Annotated in this window: 10 protein-coding genes and 1 riboswitch; of the genes, 5 read left to right on the top strand and 5 right to left on the bottom strand. The window is 57.5% G+C overall.

What is annotated here, in order from left to right; genetic code table 11:
- Window positions 1-78: 78 nt before the first annotated feature.
- The 3 genes from RDK48_RS12000 to RDK48_RS11990 form a co-directional block, all read right to left on the bottom strand.
- Window positions 79-1,479 (bottom strand): TolC family protein, encoded by a 1,401-nt coding sequence (locus RDK48_RS12000; RefSeq protein WP_298992323.1) that lies wholly within the window; start codon window positions 1,477-1,479, stop codon window positions 79-81.
- 514 nt (window positions 1,480-1,993) lie between these two features.
- Complete coding sequence (rbr, locus tag RDK48_RS11995; RefSeq protein WP_240826070.1) at window positions 1,994-2,569, bottom strand: rubrerythrin; 576 nt, start codon at window positions 2,567-2,569, stop codon at window positions 1,994-1,996.
- A 116-nt stretch (window positions 2,570-2,685) separates the two neighbouring features.
- Window positions 2,686-3,198 carry a FlxA-like family protein gene (locus tag RDK48_RS11990; RefSeq protein ID WP_298992315.1) on the bottom strand — a complete coding sequence of 171 codons (513 nt, stop codon included), beginning with the start codon at window positions 3,196-3,198 and terminating at the stop codon, window positions 2,686-2,688.
- Window positions 3,199-3,398: 200 nt separating this feature from the next.
- Here RDK48_RS11990 and RDK48_RS11985 point away from each other — a divergent pair, with 200 nt between their 5' ends.
- The 3 genes from RDK48_RS11985 to RDK48_RS11975 all read left to right on the top strand — a co-directional run bounded on the left by RDK48_RS11985 (window position 3,399) and on the right by RDK48_RS11975 (window position 8,504).
- Window positions 3,399-4,448: a M48 family metallopeptidase gene (locus RDK48_RS11985; RefSeq protein ID WP_298992312.1), complete on the top strand. Its 1,050-nt coding sequence runs from the start codon at window positions 3,399-3,401 to the stop codon at window positions 4,446-4,448.
- Between the two features lie 363 nt (window positions 4,449-4,811).
- The gene (locus RDK48_RS11980) at window positions 4,812-7,112 is read left to right on the top strand and encodes an Orn/Lys/Arg decarboxylase N-terminal domain-containing protein (protein ID WP_298992309.1); all 2,301 of its coding nucleotides are present in this window, start codon (window positions 4,812-4,814) and stop codon (window positions 7,110-7,112) included.
- Between the two features lie 69 nt (window positions 7,113-7,181).
- Window positions 7,182-8,504: an amino acid permease gene (locus RDK48_RS11975; protein ID WP_298992306.1), complete on the top strand. Its 1,323-nt coding sequence runs from the start codon at window positions 7,182-7,184 to the stop codon at window positions 8,502-8,504.
- 104 nt (window positions 8,505-8,608) lie between these two features.
- Here RDK48_RS11975 and RDK48_RS11970 read toward each other — a convergent pair whose 3' ends face one another.
- Both RDK48_RS11970 and RDK48_RS11965 read right to left on the bottom strand, forming a co-directional pair.
- Entirely contained in the window at window positions 8,609-9,268 is a 660-nt protein-coding gene (locus RDK48_RS11970) for a TrkA family potassium uptake protein (protein ID WP_298992301.1), read from the bottom strand.
- A gap of 42 nt (window positions 9,269-9,310) precedes the next feature.
- Window positions 9,311-10,744, bottom strand: a complete 1,434-nt coding sequence (locus RDK48_RS11965) for a potassium transporter TrkG (protein ID WP_366125074.1) — start codon at window positions 10,742-10,744, stop codon at window positions 9,311-9,313.
- A 15-nt stretch (window positions 10,745-10,759) separates the two neighbouring features.
- Window positions 10,760-10,875, top strand: a riboswitch (TPP riboswitch).
- 58 nt (window positions 10,876-10,933) lie between these two features.
- Here RDK48_RS11965 and thiC point away from each other — a divergent pair.
- Together thiC and RDK48_RS11955 are read left to right on the top strand one after the other, a co-directional pair.
- Window positions 10,934-12,214 (top strand): phosphomethylpyrimidine synthase ThiC, encoded by a 1,281-nt coding sequence (gene thiC, locus RDK48_RS11960; RefSeq protein ID WP_298992294.1) that lies wholly within the window; start codon window positions 10,934-10,936, stop codon window positions 12,212-12,214.
- Between the two features lie 432 nt (window positions 12,215-12,646).
- Entirely contained in the window at window positions 12,647-13,858 is a 1,212-nt protein-coding gene (locus RDK48_RS11955; RefSeq protein ID WP_298992292.1) for an iron-containing alcohol dehydrogenase, read from the top strand.
- The last annotated feature ends 699 nt before the right edge of the window (window positions 13,859-14,557 follow it).

Genomic DNA, 14,557 nt, shown 5'->3' with positions numbered 1-14,557 from the left:
GGCCTGGTAAAGAAGGATTTGCGCCCTTAAAAAAAGCGCCGCATGCCCCGGCTTAACCGGGGCATGCGGAAAGGATTGTCAGTTGAACCAGCCAGGAGCGAACTCCTCGCGAGGATCTTCCGGTTCTTTGGGCGCGCTCTGTCCAAGCGGTCCGGTGTTGATGGACATTTCTGGCAGCATATTGCCCGTGAGCGCCGACAGCCTGTACGCGCCCACAAGAATATTGCCCCGGGCGGTTTCCGCCTGGGTTGCAGAATTGTACAGCTCACTTTCTGTATCCAGCACGTCCAGAATACTGCGCTTGCCAATCTGGAACTGTTCGATATAGGCGGTGCGCGTGTACTTGTTGTACTCTATGGCTTTGGAATAGTGGTTGTACTGTTCCTGGGCAGCAAGATAGTTGACCCAGGTGCTGTCCACATCCAGCTTGAGATCATCAATAAAGTTGTACATCACCTGACGCGACTGGCGCATGCGGGCTGAGGCGGCGCGGCGTTCAGCCACGTCTGCCCCGCTGTTGAAGATATTCCAGCGCACTACGCCCATGACGTCAAAACTGTACACCCAGCGGTCACTTGTGCCGCCAAGATTGGTATAGTTGGGGCCAGCCTCAAGATTGAGGGCGGGAGAAAAGGCCGAATCCGCAAGTTCGCGCTCGGCGCGCGAGGCACGGATATCCTGCAAATAGGCGGCGAGTTTGGGGTTGCTTTTTTTGGCCTTTTCCAGAACCGCCTGCGATGCGGTGTAAAGCTGGGGCGGCATGGTCACGGTCTGCAAGCGGCTGGCCGCTGGCAAGCCTGTAAGCCGGGTATAGGTTTCCTCGGCCACAAGCAGGGAGGCCTTGGCTTCAGAAAGGCTTGAAAGCGCCCGCTGCAAGCGCGACTGCGCCTGGGTTACGTCTGCGGCAGTGTCCGCGCCAAGGCTGGCGCGATCCTGGGCCTGCCCCACAAGAGATTTGTGGTGGGCCACATTTTCTTCGGAAAGTTCGTAGATTTTTCTGCGGCGCAGCAAATCAATATGGGCGATAATCGCATCAAGAGAAAGCGATGTCGCCGTATCGAATACACGGTATTTTTGGGATTCGAGGGTGGACTTGGCAGTGCGGACGCGCGAACGGGTGGCAAAACCATCCCATATGGGCTGCACAAGCTGGGCGCTATAGCCCACCTTGCCCCACATCTGCGAATCAAGGTTCTGGCTGCGGGTGCTTGAATCACTCAAGACGCTGCCGCCAGCCTGCCCTGTAACGTCAACGCGAGGGCCAAAGCCAGCCTGAGCGCGCCTGACCTCATGATCCAGCACCTCGCGGTTTTCGATCATGCCCCGCAGATTGTGATGATTACGCAGCACTCCATAGATGGAGTCCTCGACCGAAAGAGGCTTCCCCGCTGGCGGGGGTGGGGGATAACCGGTTTCAGCCGCAGTGGCCGCCGATGCCAAAAGCAGGGAAAAAAGTGCTCCCCAGATAATCTGTTTCACTGTTGACTCCTCAGCTTGAAAAATGCACCGTCCGCATTCTCCCGCTTGTGGGCATATCGACCAGTATGGACCACATTACACAGATGGCAGAGTCCCTTCCCCACCCATATAACGACATGCCTTGTATTAGCTGTAACCACTTAGTCCCAGTCCTGCAAGATATTTAGATACCGTTCAAATGACCGGAAACTGCAAAAGGCAACTACCCGGGCTATATTTATGCACAAAAACTTTGCATAATAGATATTTAATTGCTTTTCAAATCCAACAAGCCACACAGCAGCCATGCTGTTCCTCGACGGTGACGGTTCAACGTCAGACGCATGCCGCTTCGCAAAACAAGCGCCAGACCCAAAAGGTCTGGCGCTTGTGGTCGACGCAGCTCGACCTGTATCTAGGCAATAATTCAGGGTAGATACGTGAAAGACATCATCCAATCCGGCGAGTGCCTCTGGCACCCATCCCGTCTGTCTGCCGCGTTGTAAAAACGGGCAAGCCCTGGAGTCGATGCCGCTTAGAACGTATAGTTAAGCTCTGCAAAGTAGGCCTTGGGATGCGCACAGGCGGGGCACATCTCGGGAGCGTGGTCGCCCTCCACAAGACAGCCGCAGTTCAGGCAACGCCATATGGTGGGCTTGGTACGCATGAACATGCGCCCTTCCTTGATATCCTTGGCAAGCGTAAGAAAACGCTTTTCATGGTAGGCCTCGGCAACGGCAATCTGGCGCATGACGGCAGCGACCTCGGAAAAGCCTTCTTTGTCAGCCGTAGCGGCAAATTCAGGATACATGACGGTGTGCTCGTGGTTTTCGCCACTGGCGGCTGCGATAAGGTTGGCTTCGCTATCAGCTATGACCCCGGCAGGGTACGCCGCCGTGATTTCAACATCTCCGCCTTCAAGAAATTTGAACAGGCGCTTGGCGTGTTCTTTTTCCTGCAAGGCAGTTTCTACAAAAATTTCCTGCACCAGCACAAAACCGTCATTCTTGGCCCGCCCGGCAAAATAGTCATAGCGGTTACGCGCCTGAGATTCACCAGCAAAGGCTGTAAGAATATTTTTTTCCGTCTGGCTGCCTTTCAGCGATTTCATAGCGTCTTCTCCTTGGAATGATTGGTGGCTGCGCGCCTATTGGCGCAACTGCAAAAAAGGGCACGAGCAAAAGTGCCCCTCTTGTTGAACCACTTTAATTAGGAATCATTCCTATGTCAAGCAGAAGTCGACTCGGCCTCGGCAAGCTGTGCTTCGAGAGCCGCAATCTGGGACTCGAGCGACTGGATTTTACTTTCCACCGCAGTGCTGCTGCCGCTGCCAGCATGGCTGGCCAGGCTGGAAAGCTGGCTCTTTAAGGCCGCAATCTGCTTCTTGATATTCTCGACAGCATTGGAAGAACTGTCATTACCACCACCGCCACCACCGCCTGCGCCACCGGCCTTGGTCGAACCTCCGCCACCAGCTTCGCCGGTTTCACCATCGGCAGTTTCGGCAGACGTATCACCCTTGTTTTCCGCAGATTGCGAAGTCGTAGCCGTGGACGAGCCCTTGTCGTACATGTGGATTTTTTCAGAAAAAAGCTTCTTGGCTTCATCAGAAATATCAACGGTGTCGCCAGAATCGGACGAATCGCTGCGCGTGCGGATGGTATTCGACCCCAGACCAACCTTGTAAACGGCCTCAGCGCTGCTGGAACCCAACAGATTGCCAATCCCTGTGGTACTCATATGACGCCCCCCGCAGTAATCTTAGCTGCGAAATGCCGCATCATTTTTAATAGTGGCTCCCCCATAGAAACCCTGGGTGCGGCTGCCCAACGGGTTTGCACCCGGCAAAACCTGCCGGATGCACCTTTCCGCAGGTAGTAGAGCAACAACCATGCCGCGGCAGTCTTTACAGCCTTGGCCTCCTATGGCAGCGTTGCCGCATGCCTGCCCGCAAAGTCTCTGCCGCCCCCTTGCACGATCTGCCCGACACGGTAGAATTTACCCTGGCCGATGGCACGCGCCTGACGGCTTCGGTGCGCCTTTCACCTCGTGCACGCAGGGCAAAACTGTCACTCACGCCTCGGGGCGACCTTGTGCTGACTATCCCGCTGACCATGGGGCCAGCACAGCTTCACTCAAGCCTGCCGCTCTTTTTGCCCTGGCTGGAGCGCGCCCGCACAACCCTGCTGCGCAGGGTGCCCGCCCCCCAGTTACCTTCCAGCATCACCCTGCCGCTCACGGGCGAAACTTTTGCCGTCACGCCCAGTGGCGACATGGCAGCAGGCCGCAAAGCCGCCACGGCGCAAACCGCCAAGACCGCTACAGTGCAGGTTGCCAACGGCGCACGGCGCTTGTTACTGGTGGAAAATGCGGATCAGGTGCGCCTGTACGGCGCCGTAGATGACATATCTTTATGCGCGCAGGCCCTGCGTCAGTGGTGCCGCAAAAAAGCAGCCCGCCTGCTGCCGCTGTATCTGCAACAGCTTGCGACCACGGAAGGATTTGCCCTTGCGGGTGTGAGCGTGCGGGATCAGAGCGGACGCTGGGGCAGTTGCTCCCGTCTGCGCCGGGGATACACCCCTCAGCCCGCAACGCAGCGGTCAAAACTGCCACAGGGGATTTTTGGTCGCCCCAGATCACTGGAACAGCTTACCACGCGCATCCGCAACTTTTTTTCCACCCCGCCCCTGCCCGCCACACATGACGCCGCTCCCTCCTTTGCCCAAGGCGACACAGCCCTTGCGCCTGCATGTCCGGAGGGACGCATCAGCCTCAACTGGCGCGCCCTGCTTCTGCCTGCCCCGCTGCTGGAGCACTTGTGCTGGCATGAGCTGTGCCACTTGCGCCATATGGATCATTCCCCGGCTTACAGGGAGGAGCTCGCCCGCTTTTCGCCCCAATGGCCCGCGCATGAAAAGGCGCTTAATGCCGCATGGCGGGGCTTGCCCTGGTGGGCGCTTCCCGGCGACGACGCCTCCCCCAGTCGCTGATATCCTCACGTCTCGCCCTTGCCCCGCGCGCAAGCATGCGCAATCCTGCCTACAGACTGACCATCTTACCCGCTCTTCTCGCAAGATATTGCACCCAGCCGCCACTGCGCAATCGTTGCAGCATATAAAGAATATTCAGAGATTACTGCAAGATCATGCTAGATCATTGCACAAATCCTCACTGAAAATGCACAATTTTCAGTGAACCTCGGCCAAACACAAATGGACAAAGTTTATACTTTGAGCGAAAAAAGACAAACAGATAGATAGGCATGCAGTCCGCACAACACACCTTCATTATGCGCAGGCATCCCCGGCTGCGCACACCCTCTACTTGCCGCTGTAATGCTAAGGAGCGCGCCAATGCCCATAGATAAGCATGAATGGCCTGTACTGATTGTTTCTGGTGAATTTGATGCGGCAACAGATGAAGGTTGCAGGCTGCGTGACCTGAAAAAGCAGCTTGTGGAAAGCAAGGGATGCTCTGTTCTCATATCCTTGCGATATGAAGACGCAATAAATATTTTTGCATCCCGCGCAGACCTTGGAACTGTTATCATAGACTGGGACATCCAGTGCGAAGACCCCGGCGAGCAGGCAACGGCAGCGGAGTTGCTTGAGGGCATCCGCCAGCGCAACAAAACCATCCCGGTCGTGCTGCTTACTGACCATTCCGAACTGGAGAATCTGCCCACGGATGTTCTTTCCAAGGTGGACGACTGCATCTGGAAGATAACAGATACCGTGGATTTTCTGGCCGGGCGCATCGAAGTGCTGGTCAGCGATTACCTGCAAACGGTGTATCCGGCCTTTTTCGGTGGCATGGCCCGCTACGCCAATGAATACAAATACGCATGGCACACGCCTGGGCATATGGGCGGCGAGGGATTTCTCAAAAGCCCCGCAGGCGTGGCCATGCACAAGTTTTTTGGCGAAAACGTCTTCCGCGCCGACCTTTCCATTTCTGTGCCCGAGCTTGGCTCCCTGCTTGACCACAACGGCCCGGTTGGCGATGCGGAAGAAAATTCCGCCAGAGTCTTTGGGGCGGACATAACTTTTTATGTGCTCAACGGCACCTCCAACGTCAACCAGATCATCTGGCGCAGTCAGGTGCTGCGCGACGACATAGCCTTTGTTGACCGCAACTGTCACAAATCGCTCAACTACGCCATGGTCATTACCGAGGCCTACCCCGTGTATATGACGCCGCGGCGCAACCGGCGCGGCATCATCGGGCCGTGCAGGCTTTCCGAATTTTCAGAAAAAAGCATCCACAAAAAAATCGCAGCCAACAAACTGATTCCTGACGAGCTGAAAAGCAGCCGGGTCAAGATGTCCGCCCTCACCAATTCCACCTATGACGGGCTGTGCTACAACGTAACCAACATCAAGAAGCAGCTCCGCAAGAGCGTGGACAACCTGCACTTTGACGAAGCATGGTACGCCTACGCCCGATTCAGCCCCATGTATGAGAACCACTATGGCATGACGGATGCCGACAATGTGGCCGATCATCCGCCCATTTTCTGCTCGCAATCCACCCACAAGCTGCTCACGGCCTTTTCACAGGCCTCCATGCTGCACGTAAAGCACGGCACGCATGTGCGGATCAACCGCGATGAACTCAACGAATCCTACATGATGCACGGCTCCACTTCGCCGCAATACAACATGATCGCGTCGCTTGATGTGGCTACCAAGATGATGGACGATGACGGCGAGGTGCTGCTGCATGACACCATTGCCGAGGCCGTTCGCATCCGCCGCAAGATCACCCTCATGGAGCGGGAAATGACCGCCAGGGGCGACTGGTTTTTCAGCATGTGGCAGCCCAGAAGGGTTCCTTACCAGAAAGGCATGCATGACTTTCTGGAAGTGCCCGCCGAATATCTGGCAGAGAACCAGCGCCCCTGGGTGTTGGACAGCGCCAACAACTGGCACGGCTTTGACGATATTGAGCCGGATTACGTCATGCTTGACCCCATCAAGCTGACCTTCATCACGCCCGGCCTTGCGGAAGACGGCACAATGGCGGATACGGGCATTCCGGCTGCCATTGTCACCAACTACCTGATCCGGCACCGCGTTGTGTGCGAAAAAACCGACTATTATTCCTTTTTGCTGCTCAACTCCATCGGCACCACCAAGGCCAAGGAAGGGGCGCTCATCTCGGGCCTGCTCAAATTCAAGCAACTCTATGACGCCAATGCCCCGCTGAGCGTTGCCTTGCCTGATCTATACGCCGCCTTTCCTGAGACATACAAGGGCGTTGGCCTCAGAGACCACAGCAACGCCATTCACCGCCACTTCCGCGAACACAAGCTGCTGGACAAGATGCAGGCAGCCTTTCAGGGCATACCTGATCAGGTCATGCGACCTGCGGAAGCCTACCATGAAGTGGTGCGCCACAATGTGGAATATGTGGAACTGGCCGACCTGCGCGGGCGCGTTCCGGCTGTCATGATTGTGCCCTATCCGCCAGGCATTCCCGTCATGATGGGCGGCGAGGTGATGAACGAGGTTGCGGAACCCATATTTGCCTATCTTGAGGCGCGCCAGAACTTTGAAAATGCCTTTCCCGGTTATGAAAGCGACATCCACGGCGTAGAGCGCATAGAACGCGACGGCAAAAAATACTTCAGCGTATTGTGCATAAAAAAATAGCCATGCCCGATGATTTTTACCCCGAAACGCCGGGGAGCGCTTTTTAACCGCAGCAAAAGGACGGCAGCCATGACCACGCCCGGCACGAAAAAACTTGGCCTTTTCGCCTGCATCACGGTGGTGGCGGGCAATATGATGGGGTCTGGCATTGCTCTTTTGCCCGCAAACCTTGCGGGCATCGGCAGCATTTCAGTCATCGGCTGGCTTGTGGCCATTCTGGGAGCCATGGGTCTGGCCTATGTATTTGCCCGGCTGGGCATGGAAGACCCGCAGGAGGGCGGCCCCATTGCCTATGCCAGCGAAATAGGGCCGGAGCTGGGCTATCAGACGGGCCTGCTCTATTATCACGCCAACTGGATAGGCAATCTGGCCGTAGCCATAACTGGCGTGGATTATCTTTCGGTATTCTTTCCCGCGCTGGAGCATCCCCTGTGGGCTGGCTTCGCATCGCTGGCCCTCATCTGGATATTCACAGGCGTGAATATTCTCGGCGCGGCCTGGATAGGCAGGCTTGTTTCCATCGGGGTCGTCCTGCTGCTGATCCCCGTATTCATCACGGGCACCGTGGGCTGGCTGTATTTTGACCCTGCGGTGTTTTCCGCCAACTGGCTTGCCGGAGGCAAACCAGCGGGCAGCTCAGTCATGAGCGCCGTCGTGCTTTGCATCTGGAGCTTCATAGGGATTGAAAGCGCCTCGGTGAACACAGCCGTGGTGGACAACCCCAAGCGCAACATTCCGCTTTCCACCCTCATTGGCACGGCTCTGGCCGGGTTTGTGTACATACTTTCCTGCACGGCCATATCGGGCATGTTTCCCGCAAAGCAGATGGCAGAATCCGGGGCGCCCTTTTCGCTGGCCATGGGCCATATCTGCGCAGGGCTGCCTCTGGCCCATCTGGTGCCGGACATGGTTTCGGCAGTGACCGCCTTTGCCTGCCTGGCCTCACTGGGATCATGGATAATGCTTGTTTCCAACGCTGGCTGCCGTGCCGCGCAGGACGGCACCCTGCCGCCCATCTTTGGCAGAAAAAACGCCAAGGGCCAGCCCGTGGCGGGGCTGATTCTTTCAGCCTGCATGATGAGCGCCATGCTGCTTCTAATGATGATTGTCAGCCGCTCCGGCGACACGCAGGATCTGTTCAACAGCATTACCAGCGTGGCAGTGCTGCTGACGCTCCCGGCCTATTACTACTCTGCTCTGGCGCTGCTCAAACGGTATGGCCTGCGCAACCGGGCCGCATGGCTCAAGGTTGCGGCATCACTCGGCGCTTGCATGTTCTGCCTCATCGCCTTTTCCGGCGCGGAAAAAAACGCCCTGTCCGGCGCTGTCATTGTCATGCTGGGCGCGTTCATTTTCTATGTGGGTAAACCACGCCCCGCCCGTCAGGGATAAGGCACAAAAAACGGCCTTCTCCGGTTCAGGGGAAGGCCGTTTTTGTTCATATCCGACAATATGGCTAGGCGAAGGGATGAATTCCGAAACGGTTCCGTCATGCCTCAGGGCTTGAGCATGTGCATGGAATCGGCCCTTCCCGCCACAACCAGAGAATCACCCTTGTGCAGAATTGTTGTGGCGGGCGGCACAAAAACAAAGGCGTTTTTTCCCGCCGGACGAATCCCCATGACCATGACATTGAACTGCTGCATCAGGTTCAATTCAATAAGGGTTTTCCCGTCCCACGCATCCACGCGCAGCTCCTGAATGGCAATGCCGCCGTACTTGGGGATAAGGTCGAGCATGCCGGGGTGGGTCAACTGGTGGGCCGCCATGACGGCAGCCTCTGTTTCCGGCACCATGGCGCGGGTAACGTGCAGGCGTTGCAGAATTTTTTTGTGTTCTTCGTTGGAGGCTTTGACCCATATCTTGGGGCCGTTCAGCTCCTGCACGTTGAGGGTTATGCTCAGCGACTGTTCCACGCTTTCCCCAACGCTGATCACCACCCAGTCCAGATCCTGCACGTGCAGCGACCGCAGTACGGCAATATTGGTGGCATCGGCCTTGTATACGGTATCCAGCGCTTCTTCCGCCCTTTGCACCCTGACCTCGGACATATCAATGCCAAGCACTGTATGCCCCAGCGATACCAGGGTGGAGGCCATGCGCAGGCCAAACTTGCCAAGGCCGATAACGCCGATTTCCAGTTTCTTTTCCGCCATAATTACCTCTCTGACCGCCAGGCCACGACCGGGCAAGTTCGCCTACCCGATGGGAAGCTGGGCCTCTGCCACGCTGTAGGCCTTTTTTGACCGCAGGCTCTGCACCGCCATGAGCAGGCTCAAAATGCCCACCCGGCCCGCAAACATGCTGAAAATTATGATTCCCTTGCCCGCAGAGCTCAAATCCTGCGTCAGATTGACGGAAAGTCCCACGGTGCCGAGTGCCGAAACTTCTTCAAACAGCAGGCGCAAAAAGGGCGCGGCCTGAGTGCCTGCTCCGGCAATAACGTCGCCTTCCGTTATGGCAAGCAGAAAGACAGAAATTCCCACGAGCATGGAGTAGGCAAAAAACAGGGTCAGCGCCCGGCTGACGTTCTCTGCCGACACGCCGCGCCCTTCCAGCACAATCTGGCTGTCGCCCCGGAACTGTGCGGCAATGTAGCCCGCAAGCACGCGAAAGGTCACAACCTTGATGCCGCCTGCGCACGAACCGGGGCCACCGCCGATGAACATCAGGGCTATCAACACCAGCAGGGTGGCATCGCCCAGCACGGCGAGGTCAATGGAACTGAAGCCTGCGGTACGCGCCACCACCGAGTGAAAAAACATGGTGATGGCAAGGTCGGCGCATCCATCTACAGTCCTTGGTACGCTTCCCCGCCAGAACTCAATGGCGAACATGACCACCCAGCCAAGAACAATAATAAAAAGACTTGTTTTGACCACTAGGCGGCTAAAACGGCTGAGGCGGCGCACAGGCGCGCCCATGCGCCCTCCCGTGCAGATGCCCAGAAATTCTCGCAGTACGCCAAAACCTATGCCGCCCAGCACCACACTGGCCGCAATAACGGCATTGACGGCCACGTCGTCCCGAAAAAGAGCCAGATTGGTTGTGCTCAGGGCAAAGCCAGCATTGCAGAAGGCCGAAACAGCATGAAACACGGCACTGAACGGGTAGAAAAAAACAGGGTCGTGCAGCCAGAGCAGAAATGCGGCCACAGCCTCAATGCCAAAAACCAGCCCGAGCACCTGCCGCAAAAATGCGGCAAGGCTGAAATCACCCCACAGCAAGGCCTGACTCACAGCTTCGCGGCTGTTGAAGGGCACGTTATTGCGCCACAGCAGAAAGATGATGCTTGTGTAGGTCATGACCCCCAGCCCGCCGGTCTGGATAAGGCATAGCAGCACCCCCTTGCCGAAAGGGCTGAGCACCTCGCTTATGTCCAGCGGCGAAAGACCGGTAACGCAGACAGCCGAGGTTGCAAGAAAACAGGCGTCTATGGGGCTGATGCTCTGGCCCTTGGCCCAACTCGCAGGCAGGCCGAGCAGTACTGACCCTGCAACGATAACCGCAAGGAATGACAACACCGGCCAGGTGAAGGGACTCAAAAAACGTTTTCTTGCCATAGCTCGTCTATGCCAGCCGCAACTGGTAAATGCAAGGCATGGCAGGGCGGGCTTTACAGCAGATGGCATACGGAGTATTCATGTAACCAGTGCTAGGGGAGCCGCGGATCGCAAGATCTGGCGGCTGAGAGTGGGATAAACCCAGACCCTATGAACCTGACGCAGTTCGCACTGCCGTAGGGAAGCCGCGGCCACGACGCTGTTCCGCTGCTTGTGGCTTTTTTTTGCGCCCTGCGTCGCAACCCGCGAGGCACAACCATGTCTGCATCTTTTCGTTCGCAGAATTCCGCTCTGAGCGGCCTGCTGGACAAACACCTCACCACTCTGGCCGAGGAAGAACAACTCGCCCCCGAATCCATTGTTGAAGCCATCGAGGCGGGCACAATGGTGCTGCTGGGCAACCCCGTGCATCCCAACCTCAAGCCCATTCTTGTGGGCCAGCCCTCGCGCATCAAGGTGAACGCCAACATCGGCACTTCGCCCCTGTGCAACTGCCCCGCTACGGAAGAACGCAAAATCAAGGCCGCCCTTGATGCCGGAGCCGACACCGTGATGGATCTTTCCATCGCGGGCGACCTTGACGCCCTGCGCCTTGGCATGCTCAAGGCCTGCCCCCTGCCGCTTGGCACCGTGCCGCTCTATGCCGTGGGCCAGCAGATTCTGGACGCGGAGCTGGATATCGCCACCATGCAGCCCGATGCCCTGTTTGCCGAAATCGCCAAGCAGGCGGAGCAGGGTGTGGACTTCATCACCGTGCACTGCGGCCTTTCCAAGCGCGGCGCTGAAATGGCCGTCAAGAACAACCGCGTGCTGGGCATTGTTTCGCGCGGCGGCTCCATGCTCGCCCGCTGGATGCTTGAGAACAACCGCGAAAATCCGCTGCTGGAATACTACGACCGCCTGCTGGACATCTGCCGCCCCTACAACGTCACCCTTTCGCTGGGCGACGGCCTGCGCCCCGGCGCGGGCGTGGACGCTGGCGATGCCGCCCAGTGGGAAGAAGTCATCAATCTGGGCCAGCTTGCAAAATACGCCCTTGAACGCGGCGTGCAATGCATGATCGAAGGCCCCGGCCACGTGCCGCTCAATCAGGTGCGTACCCAGATTCAGGGCATCAAACGCCTGACCAACAATGCCCCCCTGTATGTGCTCGGCCCCCTGTGCTGCGACAGCGCCCCCGGCTATGACCACATTGCCGGAGCCATCGGCGGCGCCATGGGTGTTGAGGCTGGCGTGGACTTTCTGTGCTACCTCACCCCTGCCGAACACCTCACCCTGCCTGACGAGGCGGACGTGCGCGCTGGTGTCATGGCCTCACGCGTGGCCGCCCATGTGGGCGAAGTGGCCCTTGGCCGCCCCGCCGCCGTTGCCCGCGAGGCTGCCATGAACGCAGCCCGCAAGGCTCTGGACTGGGAAGCCATGTCCAAGGCCGCTCTTGACCCGCAGATGCTCGAAAAACGCCGCGAAGACCACAAGACAGAAGAAGTCTGCGCCATGTGCGGCAAATTCTGCTCCGTCAAGATGCTGCGCGGGCTTTAAGCAATTAAGACCTGAAATGCTCGCTTACGACGGGCAAAAGCCTGTCTGCCCGCATTTTGCGGCAAGTATTTTTCAAAAAATCCTTGCCGAGCAGTTTCTCTGAATTACTGAAGGAGGCCCCCGCAAGGGAGCCTCCTTTTTTTGCCTCAGTGTGTTGCACGTGGTGACATGCCATAAACCTTGATGGCGGCTCCGCACTCACCAGGAACACCTCCTCCCCTCAAAGTTCTCGACGCGCTGTGCAGCGTATATTCCGCATACCGGCTCCGGCTTCTCCCGCTTATCAAATTTGCGTGAAAAAATGTTTGTGCGCTCAAAGAGCTTTACTATCTGCCTGAAAGCTTTTATAAACATCTTATGTGAAAAAAATAACAAAATTTCAATCAACCCGCCCCCGCGGCGGATACGTGCCATAGCACTCTGGAGGATCATATGTGGGATCAAGCTGCCGATTACAAAAATGTGCGGGAAATTCGCGTTAAGACAACAACCTATCTGGGGGTTGGGGCCATTGATAAAATAGACGACATCCTCGCCCAACTTAAGAGCGAGGGCATCACGTCCATACTCTGCGTTTGCGGCGGGCGCTCATACAAAATCACCGGCGCTTGGGACAAAGTTGAAGCCGCAGCTCAAAAGCACGGCGTCACACTGGCGCTCTACAACCGCGTTACCCCCAACCCCACCACTGACAGCGTGGACGAGGCCGCAGCCTTGGGCCGTTCAGTCAATGCGGGCGCAGTGCTGGCCATTGGCGGCGGCAGCCCCATCGACTGCGGCAAGAGCGCCGCCATCCTGCTGGCAAATCCCGGCAAGACTGGCGATGATCTGTACTGCTACCGCTTTACGCCGCAAGCGGCCCTGCCTATCATTGCCATCAACCTCACCCACGGCACCGGCAGCGAAGTGAACCGCTTTGCCGTGGCAACTGTGACCAAGCTTAACTACAAGCCCGCCATTGCATACGATTGCATTTACCCCCGCTTTGCCATTGACGACCCCGCGCTCATGACCGGGCTTTCGCCCGACCAGACGCGTTATGTGTCCATTGACGCCGTCAACCACGTGGTGGAAGCCGCCACCACCACTGTCACCAACCCCTTTGCCATTTCGCTGGCGGCAGAGACCATCCGGCTGGTGCACCAGTGGCTGCCCGTAGCACTTGCCGACCCCGGCGACCTCAAGGCCCGTTACCAGCTGTGCTACGCCGCCATGCAGGCGGGCGTGGCTTTTGATAACGGCCTGCTGCACTTCACGCACGCGCTGGAACACCCCCTGAGCGCCGTCAGCCCCGACCTCTCGCATGGGCTTGGCCTTGCCGTTCTGCTGCCCGCCGTCATTCTGGAATGCTACCCCGCCCGGCCCGATGTGCTGGCGCACATTCTTGCGCCCCTGGCTCCCGGCCTCAAGGGCCTGCCGGAAGAAGCCCCGCAGGCCGCCAAGGCTGTGGAACAGTGGCTTGCCAGCGTGGGTGTGCCGCAAAAGCTTGAAGACCTCGGCGTGACCGCTGCTGATATGGACAAATTCTGCGACCTGGTGGAACAGACGCCCTCGCTGGGTCTGCTGATTTCCGTTGCGCCAGTGGAAGGCACGAGGGAACGCGTGGCGCGCATCTACAACAATTCTCTCAAGCACATGGCTTAAGACAGATCGCCATTGCCAACGCACGGTGCGTTGCAATTGGAAGAGGTCAGCGCGTGAGTGCTGGCCTCTTTTTTGGATGCCTGCGAGGCGCACGTTTTTGCTGCGTGGCGTGGAGTTGTGAGTGGTTGCTGCCCTTCGGGCGCAGGGTTACGCCCGCCAGCGAAGTTTGGGACGCCTGTGCGGCGCGCAGCAAGGTGGGGCCGGTTATGGGGCTGCGCCCCCTTCGCGGCCCCCCTTGCATCCCCTCCGAAGCACCCCATAAAAGGGCTTTCCAAATTCCTTAGCATGACGAGGGCAACGCGGCCATAGCTGCGGGAGCTTCCCTCACTCGCGCCGCTCGCTCAGGTGATCTCCCTCCGCGCCGCGTTAATGCCAGAGGACGCTTTCGATTTGAATGTAAGTCCGTTTCAGCCCAATACCCCCAGTATAATTGCTAGTTTCTGGATTGTATTTGCATTCTTCTCCGTAGCTCTGAATATTCTGACATCCCCACGCGCTGACAAATTCTGGCAACAAACAACTATCTGCACCACATCGACAAGTTACTAATGACAATTTCCGTTCAGCCATGACCAGACGGGAAGTTTGCGAGTCAAAAAATATATTCACCATCAGGAGATGGTCGTGGAGTCACCTTCCTTAAACTCGCCGGAGCGGATGCGGAGGCGATGGCTGGTGTTGGGCGAATTTGCAAAATAC

Origin of the sequence: uncultured Desulfovibrio sp. (assembly GCF_902477725.1) — a bacterium.
Taxonomy (GTDB): Bacteria; Desulfobacterota; Desulfovibrionia; order Desulfovibrionales; family Desulfovibrionaceae; genus Desulfovibrio.
This window is presented reverse-complemented; position numbering and strand designations above follow the sequence as displayed.

Coding starts and splice junctions, on each gene's coding strand:
- rbr (WP_240826070.1), bottom strand. CDS start 2,569: ATGAAATCGCTGAAAGGCAGCCAGACGGAAAAAAATATTCTTACAGCC.
- RDK48_RS11970 (WP_298992301.1), bottom strand. CDS start 9,268: ATGGCGGAAAAGAAACTGGAAATCGGCGTTATCGGCCTTGGCAAGTTT.
- RDK48_RS11985 (WP_298992312.1), top strand. CDS start 3,399: ATGCCTGCCCGCAAAGTCTCTGCCGCCCCCTTGCACGATCTGCCCGAC.
- RDK48_RS11990 (WP_298992315.1), bottom strand. CDS start 3,198: ATGAGTACCACAGGGATTGGCAATCTGTTGGGTTCCAGCAGCGCTGAG.
- RDK48_RS11980 (WP_298992309.1), top strand. CDS start 4,812: ATGCCCATAGATAAGCATGAATGGCCTGTACTGATTGTTTCTGGTGAA.
- RDK48_RS11975 (WP_298992306.1), top strand. CDS start 7,182: ATGACCACGCCCGGCACGAAAAAACTTGGCCTTTTCGCCTGCATCACG.
- RDK48_RS11965 (WP_366125074.1), bottom strand. CDS start 10,744: ATGCCATCTGCTGTAAAGCCCGCCCTGCCATGCCTTGCATTTACCAGT.
- thiC (WP_298992294.1), top strand. CDS start 10,934: ATGTCTGCATCTTTTCGTTCGCAGAATTCCGCTCTGAGCGGCCTGCTG.
- RDK48_RS11955 (WP_298992292.1), top strand. CDS start 12,647: ATGTGGGATCAAGCTGCCGATTACAAAAATGTGCGGGAAATTCGCGTT.